The organism is Promicromonospora thailandica (genome assembly GCF_024171955.1).
GTDB lineage: Bacteria > Actinomycetota > Actinomycetes > Actinomycetales > Cellulomonadaceae > Promicromonospora > Promicromonospora thailandica.
In genome coordinates this window covers 149,758-163,752 of record NZ_JAMTCS010000006.1, presented here as the reverse complement: position 1 = coordinate 163,752, position 13,995 = coordinate 149,758, and the positions used below count along the sequence as shown (strand labels likewise).

At 74.5% G+C, this 13,995-nt stretch carries 12 protein-coding genes; 7 read left to right on the top strand and 5 right to left on the bottom strand.

From position 1 onward, the window contains the following. Positions 1-135: 135 nt before the first annotated feature. The 3 genes from APR03_RS11205 to cobA are packed head-to-tail and all read left to right on the top strand — an operon-like array spanning position 136 to position 3,987. Positions 136-1,854 (top strand): nitrite/sulfite reductase, encoded by a 1,719-nt coding sequence (locus APR03_RS11205; protein ID WP_253835698.1) that lies wholly within the window; start codon positions 136-138, stop codon positions 1,852-1,854. Then, positions 1,851-2,711: a phosphoadenylyl-sulfate reductase gene (locus APR03_RS11200; RefSeq protein WP_253835696.1), complete on the top strand. Its 861-nt coding sequence runs from the start codon at positions 1,851-1,853 to the stop codon at positions 2,709-2,711. Before APR03_RS11205 ends, APR03_RS11200 begins: the two co-directional genes overlap by 4 nt. Beyond that, the gene (cobA, locus tag APR03_RS11195) at positions 2,704-3,987 is read left to right on the top strand and encodes a uroporphyrinogen-III C-methyltransferase (RefSeq protein ID WP_253835694.1); all 1,284 of its coding nucleotides are present in this window, start codon (positions 2,704-2,706) and stop codon (positions 3,985-3,987) included. The genes APR03_RS11200 and cobA overlap by 8 nt, the downstream gene beginning before the upstream one ends. Before the next feature lie 62 nt (positions 3,988-4,049). On the opposite strand, the gene APR03_RS11190 is transcribed toward cobA, so the two are convergent. The 3 genes from APR03_RS11190 to APR03_RS11180 form a co-directional block, all read right to left on the bottom strand. Beyond that, on the bottom strand, positions 4,050-4,919 hold the full coding sequence (locus APR03_RS11190) for a hypothetical protein (RefSeq protein ID WP_253835692.1): 870 nt from the start codon (positions 4,917-4,919) through the stop codon (positions 4,050-4,052). A gap of 307 nt (positions 4,920-5,226) precedes the next feature. Next, positions 5,227-5,928, bottom strand: coding sequence for a LuxR C-terminal-related transcriptional regulator (locus tag APR03_RS11185; protein WP_253835690.1), 702 nt, complete (start codon positions 5,926-5,928; stop codon positions 5,227-5,229). Continuing rightward, positions 5,925-7,331, bottom strand: a complete 1,407-nt coding sequence (locus APR03_RS11180; protein ID WP_253835688.1) for a sensor histidine kinase — start codon at positions 7,329-7,331, stop codon at positions 5,925-5,927. The genes APR03_RS11185 and APR03_RS11180 overlap by 4 nt, the downstream gene beginning before the upstream one ends. A gap of 138 nt (positions 7,332-7,469) precedes the next feature. Between APR03_RS11180 and APR03_RS11175 the strand changes: the two genes are divergently transcribed. Beyond that, positions 7,470-9,086 (top strand): PspC domain-containing protein, encoded by a 1,617-nt coding sequence (locus tag APR03_RS11175; RefSeq protein WP_253835687.1) that lies wholly within the window; start codon positions 7,470-7,472, stop codon positions 9,084-9,086. After that, positions 9,083-9,817, top strand: a complete 735-nt coding sequence (locus APR03_RS11170; RefSeq protein ID WP_253835686.1) for a hypothetical protein — start codon at positions 9,083-9,085, stop codon at positions 9,815-9,817. The genes APR03_RS11175 and APR03_RS11170 overlap by 4 nt, the downstream gene beginning before the upstream one ends. Here APR03_RS11170 and APR03_RS11165 read toward each other — a convergent pair. Then, complete coding sequence (locus APR03_RS11165; RefSeq protein WP_253835685.1) at positions 9,814-10,272, bottom strand: aromatic ring-opening dioxygenase LigA; 459 nt, start codon at positions 10,270-10,272, stop codon at positions 9,814-9,816. The genes APR03_RS11170 and APR03_RS11165 overlap by 4 nt on opposite strands. An 81-nt stretch (positions 10,273-10,353) precedes the next feature. Between APR03_RS11165 and APR03_RS11160 the strand changes: the two genes are divergently transcribed. After that, entirely contained in the window at positions 10,354-11,520 is a 1,167-nt protein-coding gene (locus tag APR03_RS11160; protein ID WP_253835684.1) for a glycosyltransferase family 4 protein, read from the top strand. A gap of 134 nt (positions 11,521-11,654) precedes the next feature. Beyond that, positions 11,655-12,281 (top strand): prepilin peptidase, encoded by a 627-nt coding sequence (locus APR03_RS11155; RefSeq protein WP_253835683.1) that lies wholly within the window; start codon positions 11,655-11,657, stop codon positions 12,279-12,281. Between the two features lie 58 nt (positions 12,282-12,339). Here APR03_RS11155 and guaA read toward each other — a convergent pair whose 3' ends face one another. After that, complete coding sequence (gene guaA / locus APR03_RS11150; protein ID WP_253835682.1) at positions 12,340-13,938, bottom strand: glutamine-hydrolyzing GMP synthase; 1,599 nt, start codon at positions 13,936-13,938, stop codon at positions 12,340-12,342. Positions 13,939-13,995 lie beyond the last annotated feature (57 nt).

Genomic DNA, 13,995 nt, shown 5'->3' with positions numbered 1-13,995 from the left:
GTCAGCGCGCGCCGCCGGCCCGCAGCGCTGAGTCCCTGGTCATCCCCCGGGAAACGGCCTCCTGCCCGTAACGACGCGCACCACTCCCCCAGCCAGCTCCATGCCCGCGCGCCCCGCACGAACAGGACCCTGCCCATGGTGAACACCGCCCCGCCCGCCCAGCCCCGCACCAGCAAGCGCCCCGCCCGGCCCAATGGCCAGTGGAAGGTCGACGGCACCGCCCCGCTGAACCACAACGAGGAGTTCAAGGCGGAGTCCGACCCGCTGGAGGTCCGCGACCGGATCGAGAAGATCTACGCCAAGGAGGGCTTCGACTCCATCCCCGGCGACGACCTGCACGGCCGGTTCCGCTGGTGGGGCCTCTACACGCAGCGCAAGCCCGGGATCGACGGCGGCAAGACGGCCACCCTGGAGCCGCACGAGCTCGAGGACAAGTACTTCATGCTGCGCGTCCGGATCGACGGCGGCGCCCTGACCACCGAGCAGCTGCGCACCATCGCGGGCATCAGCACCGAGTTCGGCCGCGGCAGCGCGGACATCACCGACCGGCAGAACATCCAGCTCCACTGGGTCGAGGTCGAGTCGGTCCCCGAGATCTGGCGCCGCCTGGAGGCCGTCGGGCTCAGCACCACGGAGGCCTGCGGCGACGTGCCGCGCGTGATCCTCGGCAGCCCCGTGGCGGGCGTGGCCAAGGACGAGCTCATCGATCCCACGCCGGTGATCGAGGAGATCCAGGAGCGGTTCATCGGCGACCCTGCGCTGGCGAACCTGCCGCGCAAGTTCAAGTCGGCGATCACCGGCCACCCCAGCCTCGACGTGGTGCACGAGATCAACGACATCTCGTTCGTCGCCGTCGACCACCCCGAGCACGGCGTCGGGTACGACGTCTGGGTGGGCGGCGCGCTGTCCACGGCGCCGCGCCTCGCGGAGCGGCTGAACGCCTTCGTCTCCACGGAGGAGGCGCCCGACGTCTGGCACGGCGTGGTCCGCATCTTCCGCGACTACGGGTATCGCCGGCTGCGCAACAAGGCCCGCCTGAAGTTCCTGCTCGCCGACTGGGGCGTCGAGAAGTTCCGGCAGGTCCTGGAGGACGAGTACCTGGGCTACCGGCTCCGCGACAGCATCGAACCGCCGTCGCCCGCCTCGCTCGGGCTCGACGAGCGCGGCGACCACGTGGGCGTGCACGAGCAGCACGACGGCCGCTTCTACGTCGGCGCCGCCCCCACCGTGGGGCGTGTCTCGGGCGAGACGCTCGCGCGGCTCGCCGACCTCGCCGAGGCGCACGGCAGCAGCCGCGTGCGCCTGACGCCGCAGCAGAAGCTGCTCGTGCTCGATGTCGCGGAGGACGAGGTCGAGCCGCTGATCACCGGCCTGGCCGGGCTCGGCCTCCAGGCCCGGCCCAGCCCGTTCCGCCGCAGCACCATCGCGTGCACGGGCATCGAGTACTGCAAGCTCGCCATCGTCGAGACCAAGGCGACGTCGGCTGCCGCGATCACCCAGCTTGAGGAACGGCTCGGCGACCTCACGGACCTCAAGCCCCTGACCCTGCACGTCAACGGCTGCCCCAACTCGTGCGCGCGCATCCAGACGGCCGACATCGGCCTCAAGGGCCAGCTCGTGCTCGACGACGACGGCAACCAGGTGCCCGGCTTTCAGGTGCACCTCGGCGGCGGCCTCACGTCGCTGGACCGGGACGACGCCGGGCTCGGGCGCACCGTGCGCGGCCTCAAGGTGACCGCCGACGGCATCGGTGACTACGTCGAGCGGGTCGTGCGCCGGTACGACGCCGACCACGACGGCGACGAGACGTTCGCGCAGTGGGCGCACCGCGCCGACGAGGAGGCCCTGCGATGACCACGACGGAGCCTGCGTCCGCGCTGACCCTGACGGCGCCCGCCCACGGGTCCGGCGTGAACCCCCGCCTCGCCCGGGTGCGGGCCCGGGCCGCCGCCCGGGAGAGCATCCGCGCCGCGCGGCCGATCGCCCGGACGCGCCGCCGTCGTCGGACCACCGAGGAGCTGCGGGCCGTGGTGGAGCGCGGCCAGGCGCAGCTGCACGCGTCGTCCGGCAACCCGGAGGCGGACGCCCACGCCGTGATCGCGTGGGCCGTGCGCGAGTTCGGCCCGTTCATGGCCGTCGCGTCGTCCATGCAGGACACCGTGCTGTCCCACCTGGTCGCGGAGCAGTTCCCCTTCGTGGACGTGCTGTTCGGCGACACGGGCTACCACTTCGCCGAGACGCTGGGCACGCGCGGCGCCGTCGAGATCGAGCTGGACGTCAACGTCATCGACGTGCGGCCCGACCTGAGCGTCGCCGAGCAGGACGCGCGGTACGGACCCCGGCTGCACGACCGCGACCCCGAGGCGTGCTGCGCCATGCGCAAGGTCGCGCCGATGACCAAGGCCCTCGCGGGCTACGAGGCCTGGGCCACGGGTGTGCGGCGCAGCGAGACGGCGGCGCGCGCCAACGCGCCGCTGGTGAGCTGGGACGAGCGCAACGGCGTGGTCAAGATCAACCCGATCGCCGCCTGGACCGACGACCAGGTGGCCGAGTACGCGGACCGCCACGGCCTCGTGGTCAACCCGCTGCTCGCCGACGGCTACCCGTCGGTGGGCTGCGAGCCGTGCACCGCGCGGCCGCTACCCGGTCAGGACGCACGCTCCGGCCGCTGGGCCGGGCGCGACAAGGACGAGTGCGGTCTCCATGTCTGACGCCGGCCAGATCTATCCCCTGGGGCTCCGGGTCGCCGGGCGGCTCGTCGTCGTGGTCGGCGGCGGCCCCGTGGCCGCGCGGCGCGTGGGCGCGCTGGTCGGGGCGGGTGCGCGGGTGCGCGTCGTCGCGCCGCACACAGTGCTGGACGAGGTGCTGGACGAGCAGGGCGTCGTCGCCTCCGAGACGCTCGAACCCGCGGGCGAGCCGCCGGCTGGCGGCGTCGAGTGGGTGCGCCGCGACTACCGCACGGGCGACCTCGACGGGGCCTGGCTCGTGCACACCGCGACCGGTTCGCCGGCCGTGGACCAGCAGGTGGCCGACGACGCCGAACGCGCCCGGGTCTTCTGCGTCACCGCGGGCGACGCGTCCGCGGGCAGCGCCTGGGTGCCCGCCGTCGCTCGCACCGAGCTGACCGACGGCGCCGAGGTGACCGTCGCCGTCACCGCCGGGCGCGACCCCCGCCGCTCGCGCGCGATCCGCGACGCGGTGGCGGCGGCCCTGCAGTCGGGCGTGCTCCCGCTGCGCCGCCACCGCGCGCGGCCCGCGGGATCCGGACCGGGCCGCGTGTGGCTCGTCGGCGGCGGGCCGGGCGACACCGGTCTCGTCACCGCCCGCGGCCGCGCCGTCCTGGCGCAGGCCGACGTCGTGGTCGTCGACCGGCTCGGCCCGCGCGCCCTGTTGCGCGACCTCTCCCCCGAGGTCGAGGTGATCGACGTCGGCAAGACCAGCGGCAACCACCCCGTGCCGCAGCACGAGATCAACGCCCTGCTCATCCAGCACGCCCTGGCCGGACGCGACGTGGTGCGGCTCAAGGGCGGCGACCCCTACGTGCTGGGCCGCGGCGGCGAGGAGCTCGTGGCCTGCCGCACGGCGGGGATCGAGGTCGAGGTGGTGCCGGGCGTCACGTCGGCGGTGTCGGTGCCGGCCGCGGCCGGCATCCCGGTGACCCACCGCGGCGTCGCACGCGGGTTCAGCGTGCTGACGGGGCACGACGGCGCGGCCTCCGTGCCCGGCGGCCCCGACCACACCCTCGTGCTGCTCATGGGCGTGACCCGGCTGGCCGAGACGGCGGAGGCGCTGGTGACGCACGAGCGCCCCGCGGACACGCCGGTCGCGATCGTCGAGGACGGCTACGGCCCGCGGCAGCGGGTCACGGTGGGCACGCTGGCCACTATCGCCGACCGGGCCGCGGCCGCCGACGTCCGGCCGCCCGCGGTGATCGTGGTCGGCACGGTGGTGCGCCTCTCCCCGGCCTGGACCGCACAAGCTCGTTGAGTGCTGGATCTTCGCCCGCGCGAAGGCCATCAACCGGGCGAAGATCCAGCACTCAACGGAAGTCAGCCGAGCGGGGCGGCCCGGAGCAGCACGTAGCGGAGCGCCTCGACGTGCTCCGTGCGGACGGCGACGCTCCACGCGCCCGAGCCGGACGCCCCCTCGACCTGCGTGTACGCCGACCGGTCGAACAGCCCGCGCGTCGGCTCCTGCGTGCTGAACACCCGGTGCGGTGCGGCGCCGAGCACCTCGGCCAGCCCCTCGAGCGACTCGGAGTCCAGCCCGACCCGCAGCGTGACCCGCCGCACCTTGCGCTCCATGAGGTAGGCGACGACATCGAGCGTGCCGCCGTTCACGACGACGGAGAGGTTCTCGCCCGGTGCCCCGTGCGTGCGCCGCAGCCGGGACAGCCCCGGCCGGCCGGACGTCCGCGGTCGGCGGGGCGGGCGGGGGTCGCTCCGGCGCCGGGGCCGGCGCGGTGGTGCGGTCCGAGGGCCGGCCTCGGAGGGCGGCTCCGGCGGCATGGCAGACGGCGGCATGGCAGACGGCGGCAGGCCGGGCGCCGGCAACCCGGGTACGGGCGACGGGTCAGGCGGCCGTGATGCCGGTCCCGGACGCGGTTGCGGGTCCGGCGGCGTGCCGCGCTCCCGCGGCGGCACCTGCCCGGGCGGTGGCACCTGCTCCCGCCAGGCCGCGGGCTCGGAACGCTCCGGCTGCGGGTCCGCCGGCGCCTCGGCCGACGTCGCGACGGCCTCGTCGTGCGTCGCGTCCCGGCCGCGCAGGTCGCGGACGGTGAGCACGAGCCACTCGGCGGCCGCGGCGACCGTGACCACCCCGGCGGCGACCCGCAGCACGAAGTTCAGCGGGTTCCACGTGTTCGAGAAGTTCGCGAGCGTGCTCAGCACCCAGATGATGCCCGCGACCAACGCGACCATGAGACTGACGAGACGGCGTGTGCGCACTGGACCTGGCTTCATCTCCGACGGACGTGCGGCGGGGAGCCGCCGAAACTGTGCACGATGCCCGCGCGGGAGGCATCCCCGCGGGGCGCCGCCCCACCCGGGCACCGCAGCGTACCAACGCGCCCGACCAGTGTGAACGCACAGTTGTGTACTTCATCCCCTGCCACGACCATCGCCCGTGGCGGCCCCCTGAGTTCGGTCCCTCGCCTCGAGATCGGTCCATCGAACGACCGATCTCGAGGCAACGGACCGAACTCAATGCCGTGCCTGGTGCGGAGGCTCAGAGCAGGCGGCGGGCCACGGCCCAGCGGGTCAGCTCGTACCGGGACGAGAGCTGGAGCTTGCGCAGCACCGCGCTCACGTGGGTCTCCACCGTCTTGATCGAGATGAACAGCTCGCCCGCGACCTCCCGGTAGGAGTACCCGCGCGCGATGAGCCGCATGACCTCCTGCTCGCGCTTGGAGAGGCGGTCGAGCTCGTCGTCGGCCACGGCGATGTCGTTGGCGGAGGCGCCGAACGCGTCCAGCACGAAGCCGGCCAGACGCGGCGAGAAGACGGCGTCACCGCCGGCCACCTGCACCACCGCCGACGACAGGTCGGCGGGCGCGATGTTCTTGGTGACGTATCCCCGGGCACCGGCCCGGATGACGGAGACGACGTCCTCCGCCGCGTCCGACACGGACAGCGCGAGGAACCGGACGCCCTCCGCCAGCAGGCCGGCGCACCGCTGCACCACCTCGGCGCCGCCGCCGCCGTTGCCGCCGGGCAGGTGCACGTCGAGCAGCACCACGGGCGGCCGGTGCTGGTGCACCTGCGCCACCGCGGAGTCGACGTCGAACGCCTCGCCCACCACGGTCACCCGGTCGTCGAGCGAGGCCCGCACGCCGGTGCGGAACAGGTGGTGGTCGTCCACGAGCACCACGGGCACCGGGATCGTCACGGAGCTCTGCGTGCTGCCCGACGGCGTCGCGGGGGTTGTCATCTCGTCGCACCTTCCACAGTGGCGGGCACGGCACCGGGGGCCGACGCCGCCCGTGCCCTGCCGTTCTTCTCGGTCTTCTTGTCGCCTGTCCGGTCCAGCGGCATGCGCAGGCGCACCTCGGTACCCCATCCTGGCCTGCTCACGACCTCGGCGCTGCCGTCGCGGCGGCGCACGCGCCCGAGGATCGACTCCCGGACGCCGAACCGGTCCTGGGCGATCTCGTCGAGGTCGAACCCCTCGCCGCGGTCGCGCACGAACACCTCCGCCACCTCGTCGGTGACCTCCAGGTACACGGACACGGGCGGCGCGCCGTGCTTGAACGCGTTGAGCAGCGCCTCGCGGGTGGCCTGGAGCATCGCGGACGTCGACTCCGTGGGCGGGCAGTCGCCCACGACCACGGTCTCCACGGTGAGCGGCGCCACGGCGTCCTCGATCTCGGCCACGAGCTCCTTGAGCTCCGCCGCCACCGACGTGCCGGGCTCGCGGCGGTCGTCGTAGAGCCAGCCACGCAGCTCGCGCTCCTGGGCGCGGGCCATGCGGGACACGGCCTCGGGGTCCTTGGCCTGAGACCGGATCAGGGCGAGGGTCTGCAGCACGGAGTCGTGCAGGTGGGCGGCGATGTCGGCCCGCTCTGCCTCGCGGGCGCGGGCCGCGCGCTCGTCACCGAGCTGCCGCACGAGCCGGATCCACCACGGCACGGAGACCAGCACCAGGCCGGCGACCATCGCCACCGACGCGACGGTGGCCTGCATCAGCACGCTGACCGGCGTGTCCTGCCCCACCAGCATGAGCACGCCGAGCATGGTCAGCACCACGCCGCCGGCCAGGCGCAGCAGCGCCGTCCGCGAGCGCAGGAGCGACCCGGAGCCGCCCACCCACTTGTCCCGCTCGGTGGCGTCGATCTGGCTCCAGGCGAGGGCCACGCCGCCGAGCCCGATGAGCGCGGGCAGCACCCAGGATGCGACGGGGTCCCATCCGGCGCGGTAGGCGACGAGCAGCGCGGCGCTGGACAGCAGCACGACGCCGACCCAGATGTCGCGCACCGCGAGCCGCGACACGGGCCCGGACAGGCGCACCCGCTCGGCGAGCGACGCCGTGGTGCGCTCCTGCGCGGCAGCGTCGGCGGAGGCGTCGGTGGTCAGGCGCGGGGCGAGCCGGGCGCGTTCGGTGGGCACGGTGTCGTCGGGCCGCGTGGGCACGCCGGTGGGCACGGTCACCCACCAGAAGATGTAGGCGACGGCGCCCGCGCCCGCGAACCCCGTCAGCACGATGAAGCCGAGGCGGACCAGCCACACGGGCAGGCCGGTGTGCGCGGCGAGGCCGGCGGCCACACCGGCCAGCCAGCGGCCGCTGTACCCCGGCCCGGCCTTGCCCGGCCTGCGGAGGGTGAGTCGTTGCGTCACCCCCCGATCGTCACACGGGCGCGGTCCCCCTGAACATGGCTGAGCCTGGATCTCAGGGTGCCGCGCCGGGGGAACCAGGGTTGGTTCAGGGCCGGTCCCCGATGCCCCGGGGGCGGCGGATGAACCAGCATGGGCACCATGAGCACCGATGAGACGCGTCCCCAGGACGCCACGAGCGGGCCGGGTGGCCCGGCCGACGCGGGGTCGGCCGAGCAGGGCGCACGGTACTCCGGCCCGGCAGTCGACCCCGCCGAACCGGCGTCCGAGCCTCAGCCCGACGCCGCACCCGACGCCGCACCCGCGAGCGCCGGACAGCAGCCCTATCCGGAGTCCGGCTTCTTCGCCTCCATCCGCCGCGGCCTGTTCCCCCGTTCCGACCAGCGCTGGGTGGGCGGTGTGGCCGGGGGTGTCGCCGAGCGGATCGGCTGGGACCCGCTGCTGGTGCGCGGCCTGCTGATCATCAGCTTCTTCCTCGGCGGCCTCGGCCTGGTGCTGTACGGCATCGCCTGGGCGCTCCTGCCCGAGCGCGACGGACGCATCCACCTGCAGGAGGCGGCGCGCGGCAACTTCGACGTCGCGATGCTCGGCTCCGTGGCCGTGTTCCTCATCGGCTTCGCGTGGGGCGGCCCCATCGGCTGGTGGGACAACGGCGGCTGGGAGTGGCTCGGCGCCCTGTTCTGGCTGGCGGTCCTGGGCGTGACGGCGTACCTGATCGTCCAGGGCGTGCAGCGGCACCGCGAGTCGCGCCGGGCGGGCTACGGGCCTGCGACGCCCGGAGCGGTCCCGACGCCGACCGTGCCCACCCCGGGTGCTCCTGCCGCCACGCCCGGCGCTCCGGGCAGCCAGACCTCGTTCGCACCCGCACCGCCGGTCGACTACCGGCGGCCCGACGGGCTGGTCCACGCGACCGGCGCGGGCCCCGCACCGCACCGGCAGCCGCAGTACCGGGCGGCCCCGCCGCCCACGCCGCCGCTCGTCCGGACGGCGCCACCCCCGGTGCGCGTGCGCCGCGGCCCTGGCAGCGCCGCGGTCGGCATCACGTTCGGCCTGATCCTGCTGGGCGGCGCCTTGCTCCTGGCCGCCGAGCGGGTGGGCGCCACGAGCTTCGCCACCGACGGCTTCGGCCTGGGGATGGTCTGGGTCGGCGCGTCCACGGTGGTGGTCGGCATCGCGATCGTCGTGTCCGCGCTGCGGGGCCGCACCAGCGGCGTGCTCGGCTTCCTCGGCATCCTCGCGCTGCTGTTCGGCCTGACCTACATCACCTTCTTCGGCAGCTCGGCCAGCTACCTGACCGACGAGGCCGTGGTCACCGGCCGGCAGATCGAGGACATCATGAGCGAGCCGGAGAACCCGGACGCGGCCACCCTCACCGAGGGCACCGTGACCGTGCAGACCATCCGCGAGGCGGAGAACGGCTTCTACGTGCGGTGGGGCGACCCGGTGATCGACCTGTCCGAGCTGGACCTGTCCGACGTGGAGCCCGGCGAATCCGTGCTGGTGCCCATCGAGCTCGGCGCGGGCCAGGCCGTCGTCGTCGTACCGGCCGACGTGCCGGTCGACGCCAACGCCTACATCGGCGCCGGCAACGTGCGCTGGACCCTCGACGAGCAGGACCGCGCCACCAGCGGCGTCGGCTCGTCGGCCTACTTCGCGAGCGACGAGGTGGGTGACGACGGCGCCGTGCTCAGCCTGGACATCCGGGCCGGCGCCGGCGAAGTGATCGTCAGCGAGATCGAGAGGGGGAGCACGCGATGAGCGGGCAGACCGACGACGACCGCACCGAGCCCTCGACCGAGAGCCCGGACGACACCCAGGGCCGTACCGAGTCCCCGCCCGGGACATCCGGCGGGCCCGAGAGCCAGGACGTGAGCGAGGCCATGAACACTTCTGAGAACACCGAGAACACCGAGAAGAACCCTGCGGCCGAGTCCGCCGAGACCACCCAGGTGCTGCCCCCCGCGGCGGTCCTGACGGAGGCCACGACGCAGCTGACGCCCGCGGCGACCCCGCCCACGCAGGAGATCGCCCAGGCGACCTCGCGGATCCCCGACGGCGCGGCCCCCGAGGGAGAGGTGCACCCGGCCTACGGCGCCGCCGCGGCCCGGGTCCAGGCGGAGGAGGCGGCGGCCGCCGTCCACGACGCCCCTGCGCACGACGACGACCCGCTCGCCCCGCTGCGCGACTCCGCGCCGCAGGCGGCGGCCGGCGCCACCACGGGCACCGGCTCCGCTCCGGCGGGCGCGTCCCAGGACACGCCCGCGGCCACGACGGCGCAGGCCGATCAGCACGCGGACCAGGCTCCGGTGCGCCGCCCGCGCGTCGGGACGGCGGTCTGGGGGCTCATCGTGATCGCCGTCGGCCTCGGGATCCTCGCTGTCGCGGCGGGCGTGATGTTCGACCTCGGGGTCGCGCTGATCGTGCTGCTGGGCGTGGCGGGCGTGATCCTCGTCGTCGGTTCGGTGGTCTCCAGCCTCCGGCGGCGCTAGACCGCCGGGGGCAGGGGCGCGCGGCCCAGGCGCCGCAGCGCCCCGCCCACCACCCACAGGACGATCCCGAGCCCGATCACCAGGGCGCAGATCCCAAACGAGACCACCGACGTGAAGAGCGACGCCCGCAGGAAGGACGCGTTCATCATGGTGTCTCGGACGGGATCGTCCTGCTCCAGCTCGGCATAGGTGGCCCCGCCCGAGGCCTCCAGCGCGTGGTGGTTGATGATGTCGGCCTGGGCGTAGGCCGTCAGGGGTCCCTGGACCTGCTGGCCGGCGAGGGCTCCAGCCAGGAACGTGGAGTCGTCGGAGACCGTGATGTTCTCCGCGGCGAGCTGCGTCGCCACGAGGATCCAGACTGCGATCCCGGCCAGGATCATGATCACCCCGGCCAGGACCGTGAACGCGCCGGCGCCTCGGACGCCTTTCACAGGAACGTTCGTGTACTCGGTCATGCCGTCCACGGTAGGTTCGCCCCGGCCGCAGCGCGCGGCGTGCCCCTGAGGAACCGGGCTCCCGGTGCGAGGATGACGGGCGTGCGCATCACCCACGTGTCGGACACGTACCTCCCCCTCCTCGGTGGCATCGAGGCCCAGGTGAGCCGGCTGGCCGAGCAGCAGGCGGCGGCCGGGCACGAGGTCGAGGTCGTCACGACCACCCCCGCCCGCCGCGGGGCGCACGGGGTGACCACCGCCGTCGAGCGTGGCGTCACCGTGCACCGCGTCGCCGCCCGGGTGCCGGGCGGCTGGCCCGTCCACCCGCGCTCCACCGCCCACGTGACCCGCCGCCTGCGGGACGCGATCGCCCGGGGCGAGCGACCCGACGTCGTGCACCTGCACATGGGGGTGCTCGCCCCCACGGCGCAGGCCGCGCTGCGTCCCGTGACCCGGCTGGGGCTGCCCGCGGTGCTGACCGTGCACAGCGTGTGGGGCGCGGCCGCACCGGCGCTCGCCGCGCTGGACAGGATGACCGGCTGGTCAGGTTGGCCGGTCCGGTGGACCGCCGTCAGCGAGCTCACCGCGGCTCCGCTCCACCGGATCGTGGCCCGTCGGGGCGCCGACGTCGCGATCCTGCCCAACGGCCTGGACCTGGCGTCCTGGCGGGTGCCGCGCACCGAGCGCGACCGGCGGCCCGAGGGTCCCGCGGTGCACGTCGTGTCCGCCGCGCGGTTCGCGTCGCGCAAACGGATGCTGCCGCTGCTCGCCGCCGTCGCCGACGCCGCGGCCCGGCTCCCCGGCGACGCCCTTTTCGTGACCCTCGCCGGCGACGGCCCCGAACGCCCCGCCGCCCTCCGGTTCGTCGCCGAGCACGGCCTGCGCGACGTGGTCGCCCTGCCCGGCCGGCTCACCGCGACCGAGCTCAAGCGGCTCTACGCGCGGGCCGACGTGTTCGTGGCGCCCGCCGTCGCGGAGGCCTTCGGCCTCGCCGCCCTGGAGGCGCAGGCCGCGGGGCTCACGGTGGTCACGCGGGCGGGTTCGGGGGTGGCAGAGCGGGTCGTGGACGGCACCTCGGGCCTCGTGGTGCCCGACGACGGCGCACTGGCGGACGCCCTCGTGCGCCTCTCGACCGAGCCCGGCCTTCTCGACCGGCTGCTGGCGGCGGCCGCCGAACCGCCGTCGGCCATGGACTGGCCGGAGGTCCTGGCGACCACGGAGCGGACGTACGCGGAGGCGATCGCGCTGACCCGCCCCTCTCCCCTTTGAGACCGAGGTTGCTTCGCTTTGAGCGGCCTCAAAGCGAAGCAACCTCGGTCTCGAAAAGGAGGGCCGCCGGTCCGACGGCGACCCCGGTCCGCCGTCGCGCTGCGGCACGCCCTGAGCGCCGATAGCCTCCCCGGGTGAGCCCCAGCGAACCGGCCCCGACGAGCCCCGCGGAGCCCTTCGCGGTGCGCCACTACCGGCGCGCGCGGGCCGAGGTGGCTCCGTTCGCGCGGGGCATCGGCATCGCCGTCGTGCCGGCCGTGGCCTGGGCCGTCTGGGCGAGCGGACCCGGTTGGCTCACCCCCGCCTACGTGGTGCTCGCGGTGGTGGGCGCCGCGCTCGGCGTCATCGACGCGCGCACCCACCGGCTCCCGAACGCGCTCGTGCTCCCGCTCGGCTGGACGACGGCGGCACTGCTCGCAGTCGCCGCGCTCGGCACCGGCCAGTGGGGCTCGCTGGGCCGGGCAGCGCTGGGCGCGCTGGCGTACTTCGCCCTGTACCGGGTGCTCTACCAGGTGTCGCGGCGCGGCGGCATCGGGTACGGCGACGTCCGGCTCTCCGTGAGCCTGGGGGCCGCACTGGCCTGGCACTCGTGGGGCACCCTCCTGGCCGGTGTCTTCGCGGCGCACGTGCTCGCGGCCGCCGTGGCCACCGTGCTGCTGCTGGGCCGCCGGGCTGGGTGGCGCACGGGCATCGCGTTCGGCCCGTACATGCTGCTGGGCACCGCCGTCGGGCTGACGTGGGCTCGGCTGAGCGGCTGGTAGGCGGACCGGCAGAGACGACCGCGGCCCCGCACCCGGACGGGTGCGGGGCCGCGGGACGTCACTCCCACTCGATGGTGCCCGGCGGCTTGCTCGTCACGTCGAGCACCACGCGGTTGACCTCTCGCACCTCGTTGGTGATCCGGGTCGAGATGACGGACAGCACGTCGTACGGCAGGCGCGTCCAGTCCGCCGTCATCGCGTCCTCGGACGAGACGGGGCGCAGCACGATCGGGTGCCCGTAGGTGCGGCCGTCGCCCTGGACGCCGACGCTACGCACGTCGGCGAGCAGCACCACGGGGCACTGCCAGATTTCGTTGTCCAGGCCGGCCTTCGTCAGCTCCTCGCGGGCGATCGCGTCGGCGCGGCGCAGGATCTCCAGGCGCTCGGCCGTGATCTCGCCGACGATGCGGATGCCCAGGCCGGGGCCGGGGAACGGCTGGCGCGAGACGATCTCCTCCGGCACGCCGAGCTCGCGGCCCACCGCGCGGACCTCGTCCTTGAACAGCGTGCGCAGCGGCTCGACGAGCTCGAAGTTCAGGTCGTCGGGCAGGCCGCCCACGTTGTGGTGGCTCTTGATGTTGGCCGCGCCCTCGCCGCCACCGGACTCGACGACGTCCGGGTACAGCGTGCCCTGCACGAGGAACCTGACTTCTTCCCCCGCCTCGCCTGCTTCTTCGATGATGTCCCGCTGCGCGTCCTCGAACACGCGGATGAACTCGCGGCCGATGATCTTGCGCTTGGTCTCGGGGTCGCTGACGCCGGCGAGCGCCCTCAGGAACCGCTCCTTCTCGTCGCGGATCACGAGGTTGACACCGGTCGAGGCGACGAAGTCGTTCTCGATCTGCTCGACCTCGCCGGCGCGCATGAGGCCGTGGTCCACGTGCACGCAGGTGAGCTGGTCGCCCACGGCGCGCTGCACGAGCGCGGCGGCGACGGCGGAGTCGACGCCGCCGGACAGCGCGCAGATGACGCGGGCGTCACCGATCTGCGCCTTGATCGCGGCCACCTGGTCGGCGATGACGTTGCCGGGCGTCCAGTCGGGCTTCAGCCCGGCGCCCTCGTAGAGGAAGTGCTCCAGCACGGTCTGGCCGTGCGCGGAGTGCCGTACCTCGGGGTGCCACTGGACGCCGTAGAGGCGGCGGCGCGTGTCCTCGAACGCGGCGACGGGCGAACCCACCGACGTCGCGAGCACCTCGAACCCGACGGGAGCCTTGTGGACGGCGTCGCCGTGGCTCATCCAGGCGGTCTGGTGCTCGGGGGTGTCGGCGAGCAGCACGCCCGCGGAGCACACCTCGACCTCGGTGCCGCCGAACTCGCTCAGCCCGGTCTGCGCCACCTCGCCGCCGAGCGCCTGCGCCATGGCCTGGAAGCCGTAGCAGATGCCCATGACCGGCACGCCGGCCTCGAACAGCTTGGGGTCCACGAACGGGGCGCCCGCCGCGTACACGGAGGACGGGCCGCCCGACAGGATGATGGCCGCCGGGTCCTTGGCGAGCATCTGCTCGACCGTGAACGTGTGGGGCACGATCTCCGAGTACACCTTGGCCTCGCGCACGCGGCGCGCGATGAGCTGGGCGTACTGCGCGCCGAAGTCGACGACGATGACCGGTCGGGGGGTCTGGGGCTGAGCCTCGGGGGTGGTGGCGGGTGACGTCACCCGCCCAGTCTATGGCCCGCCCGGCGGTCGGGCGCCCCGCGGCCGTGTAACCTCCCG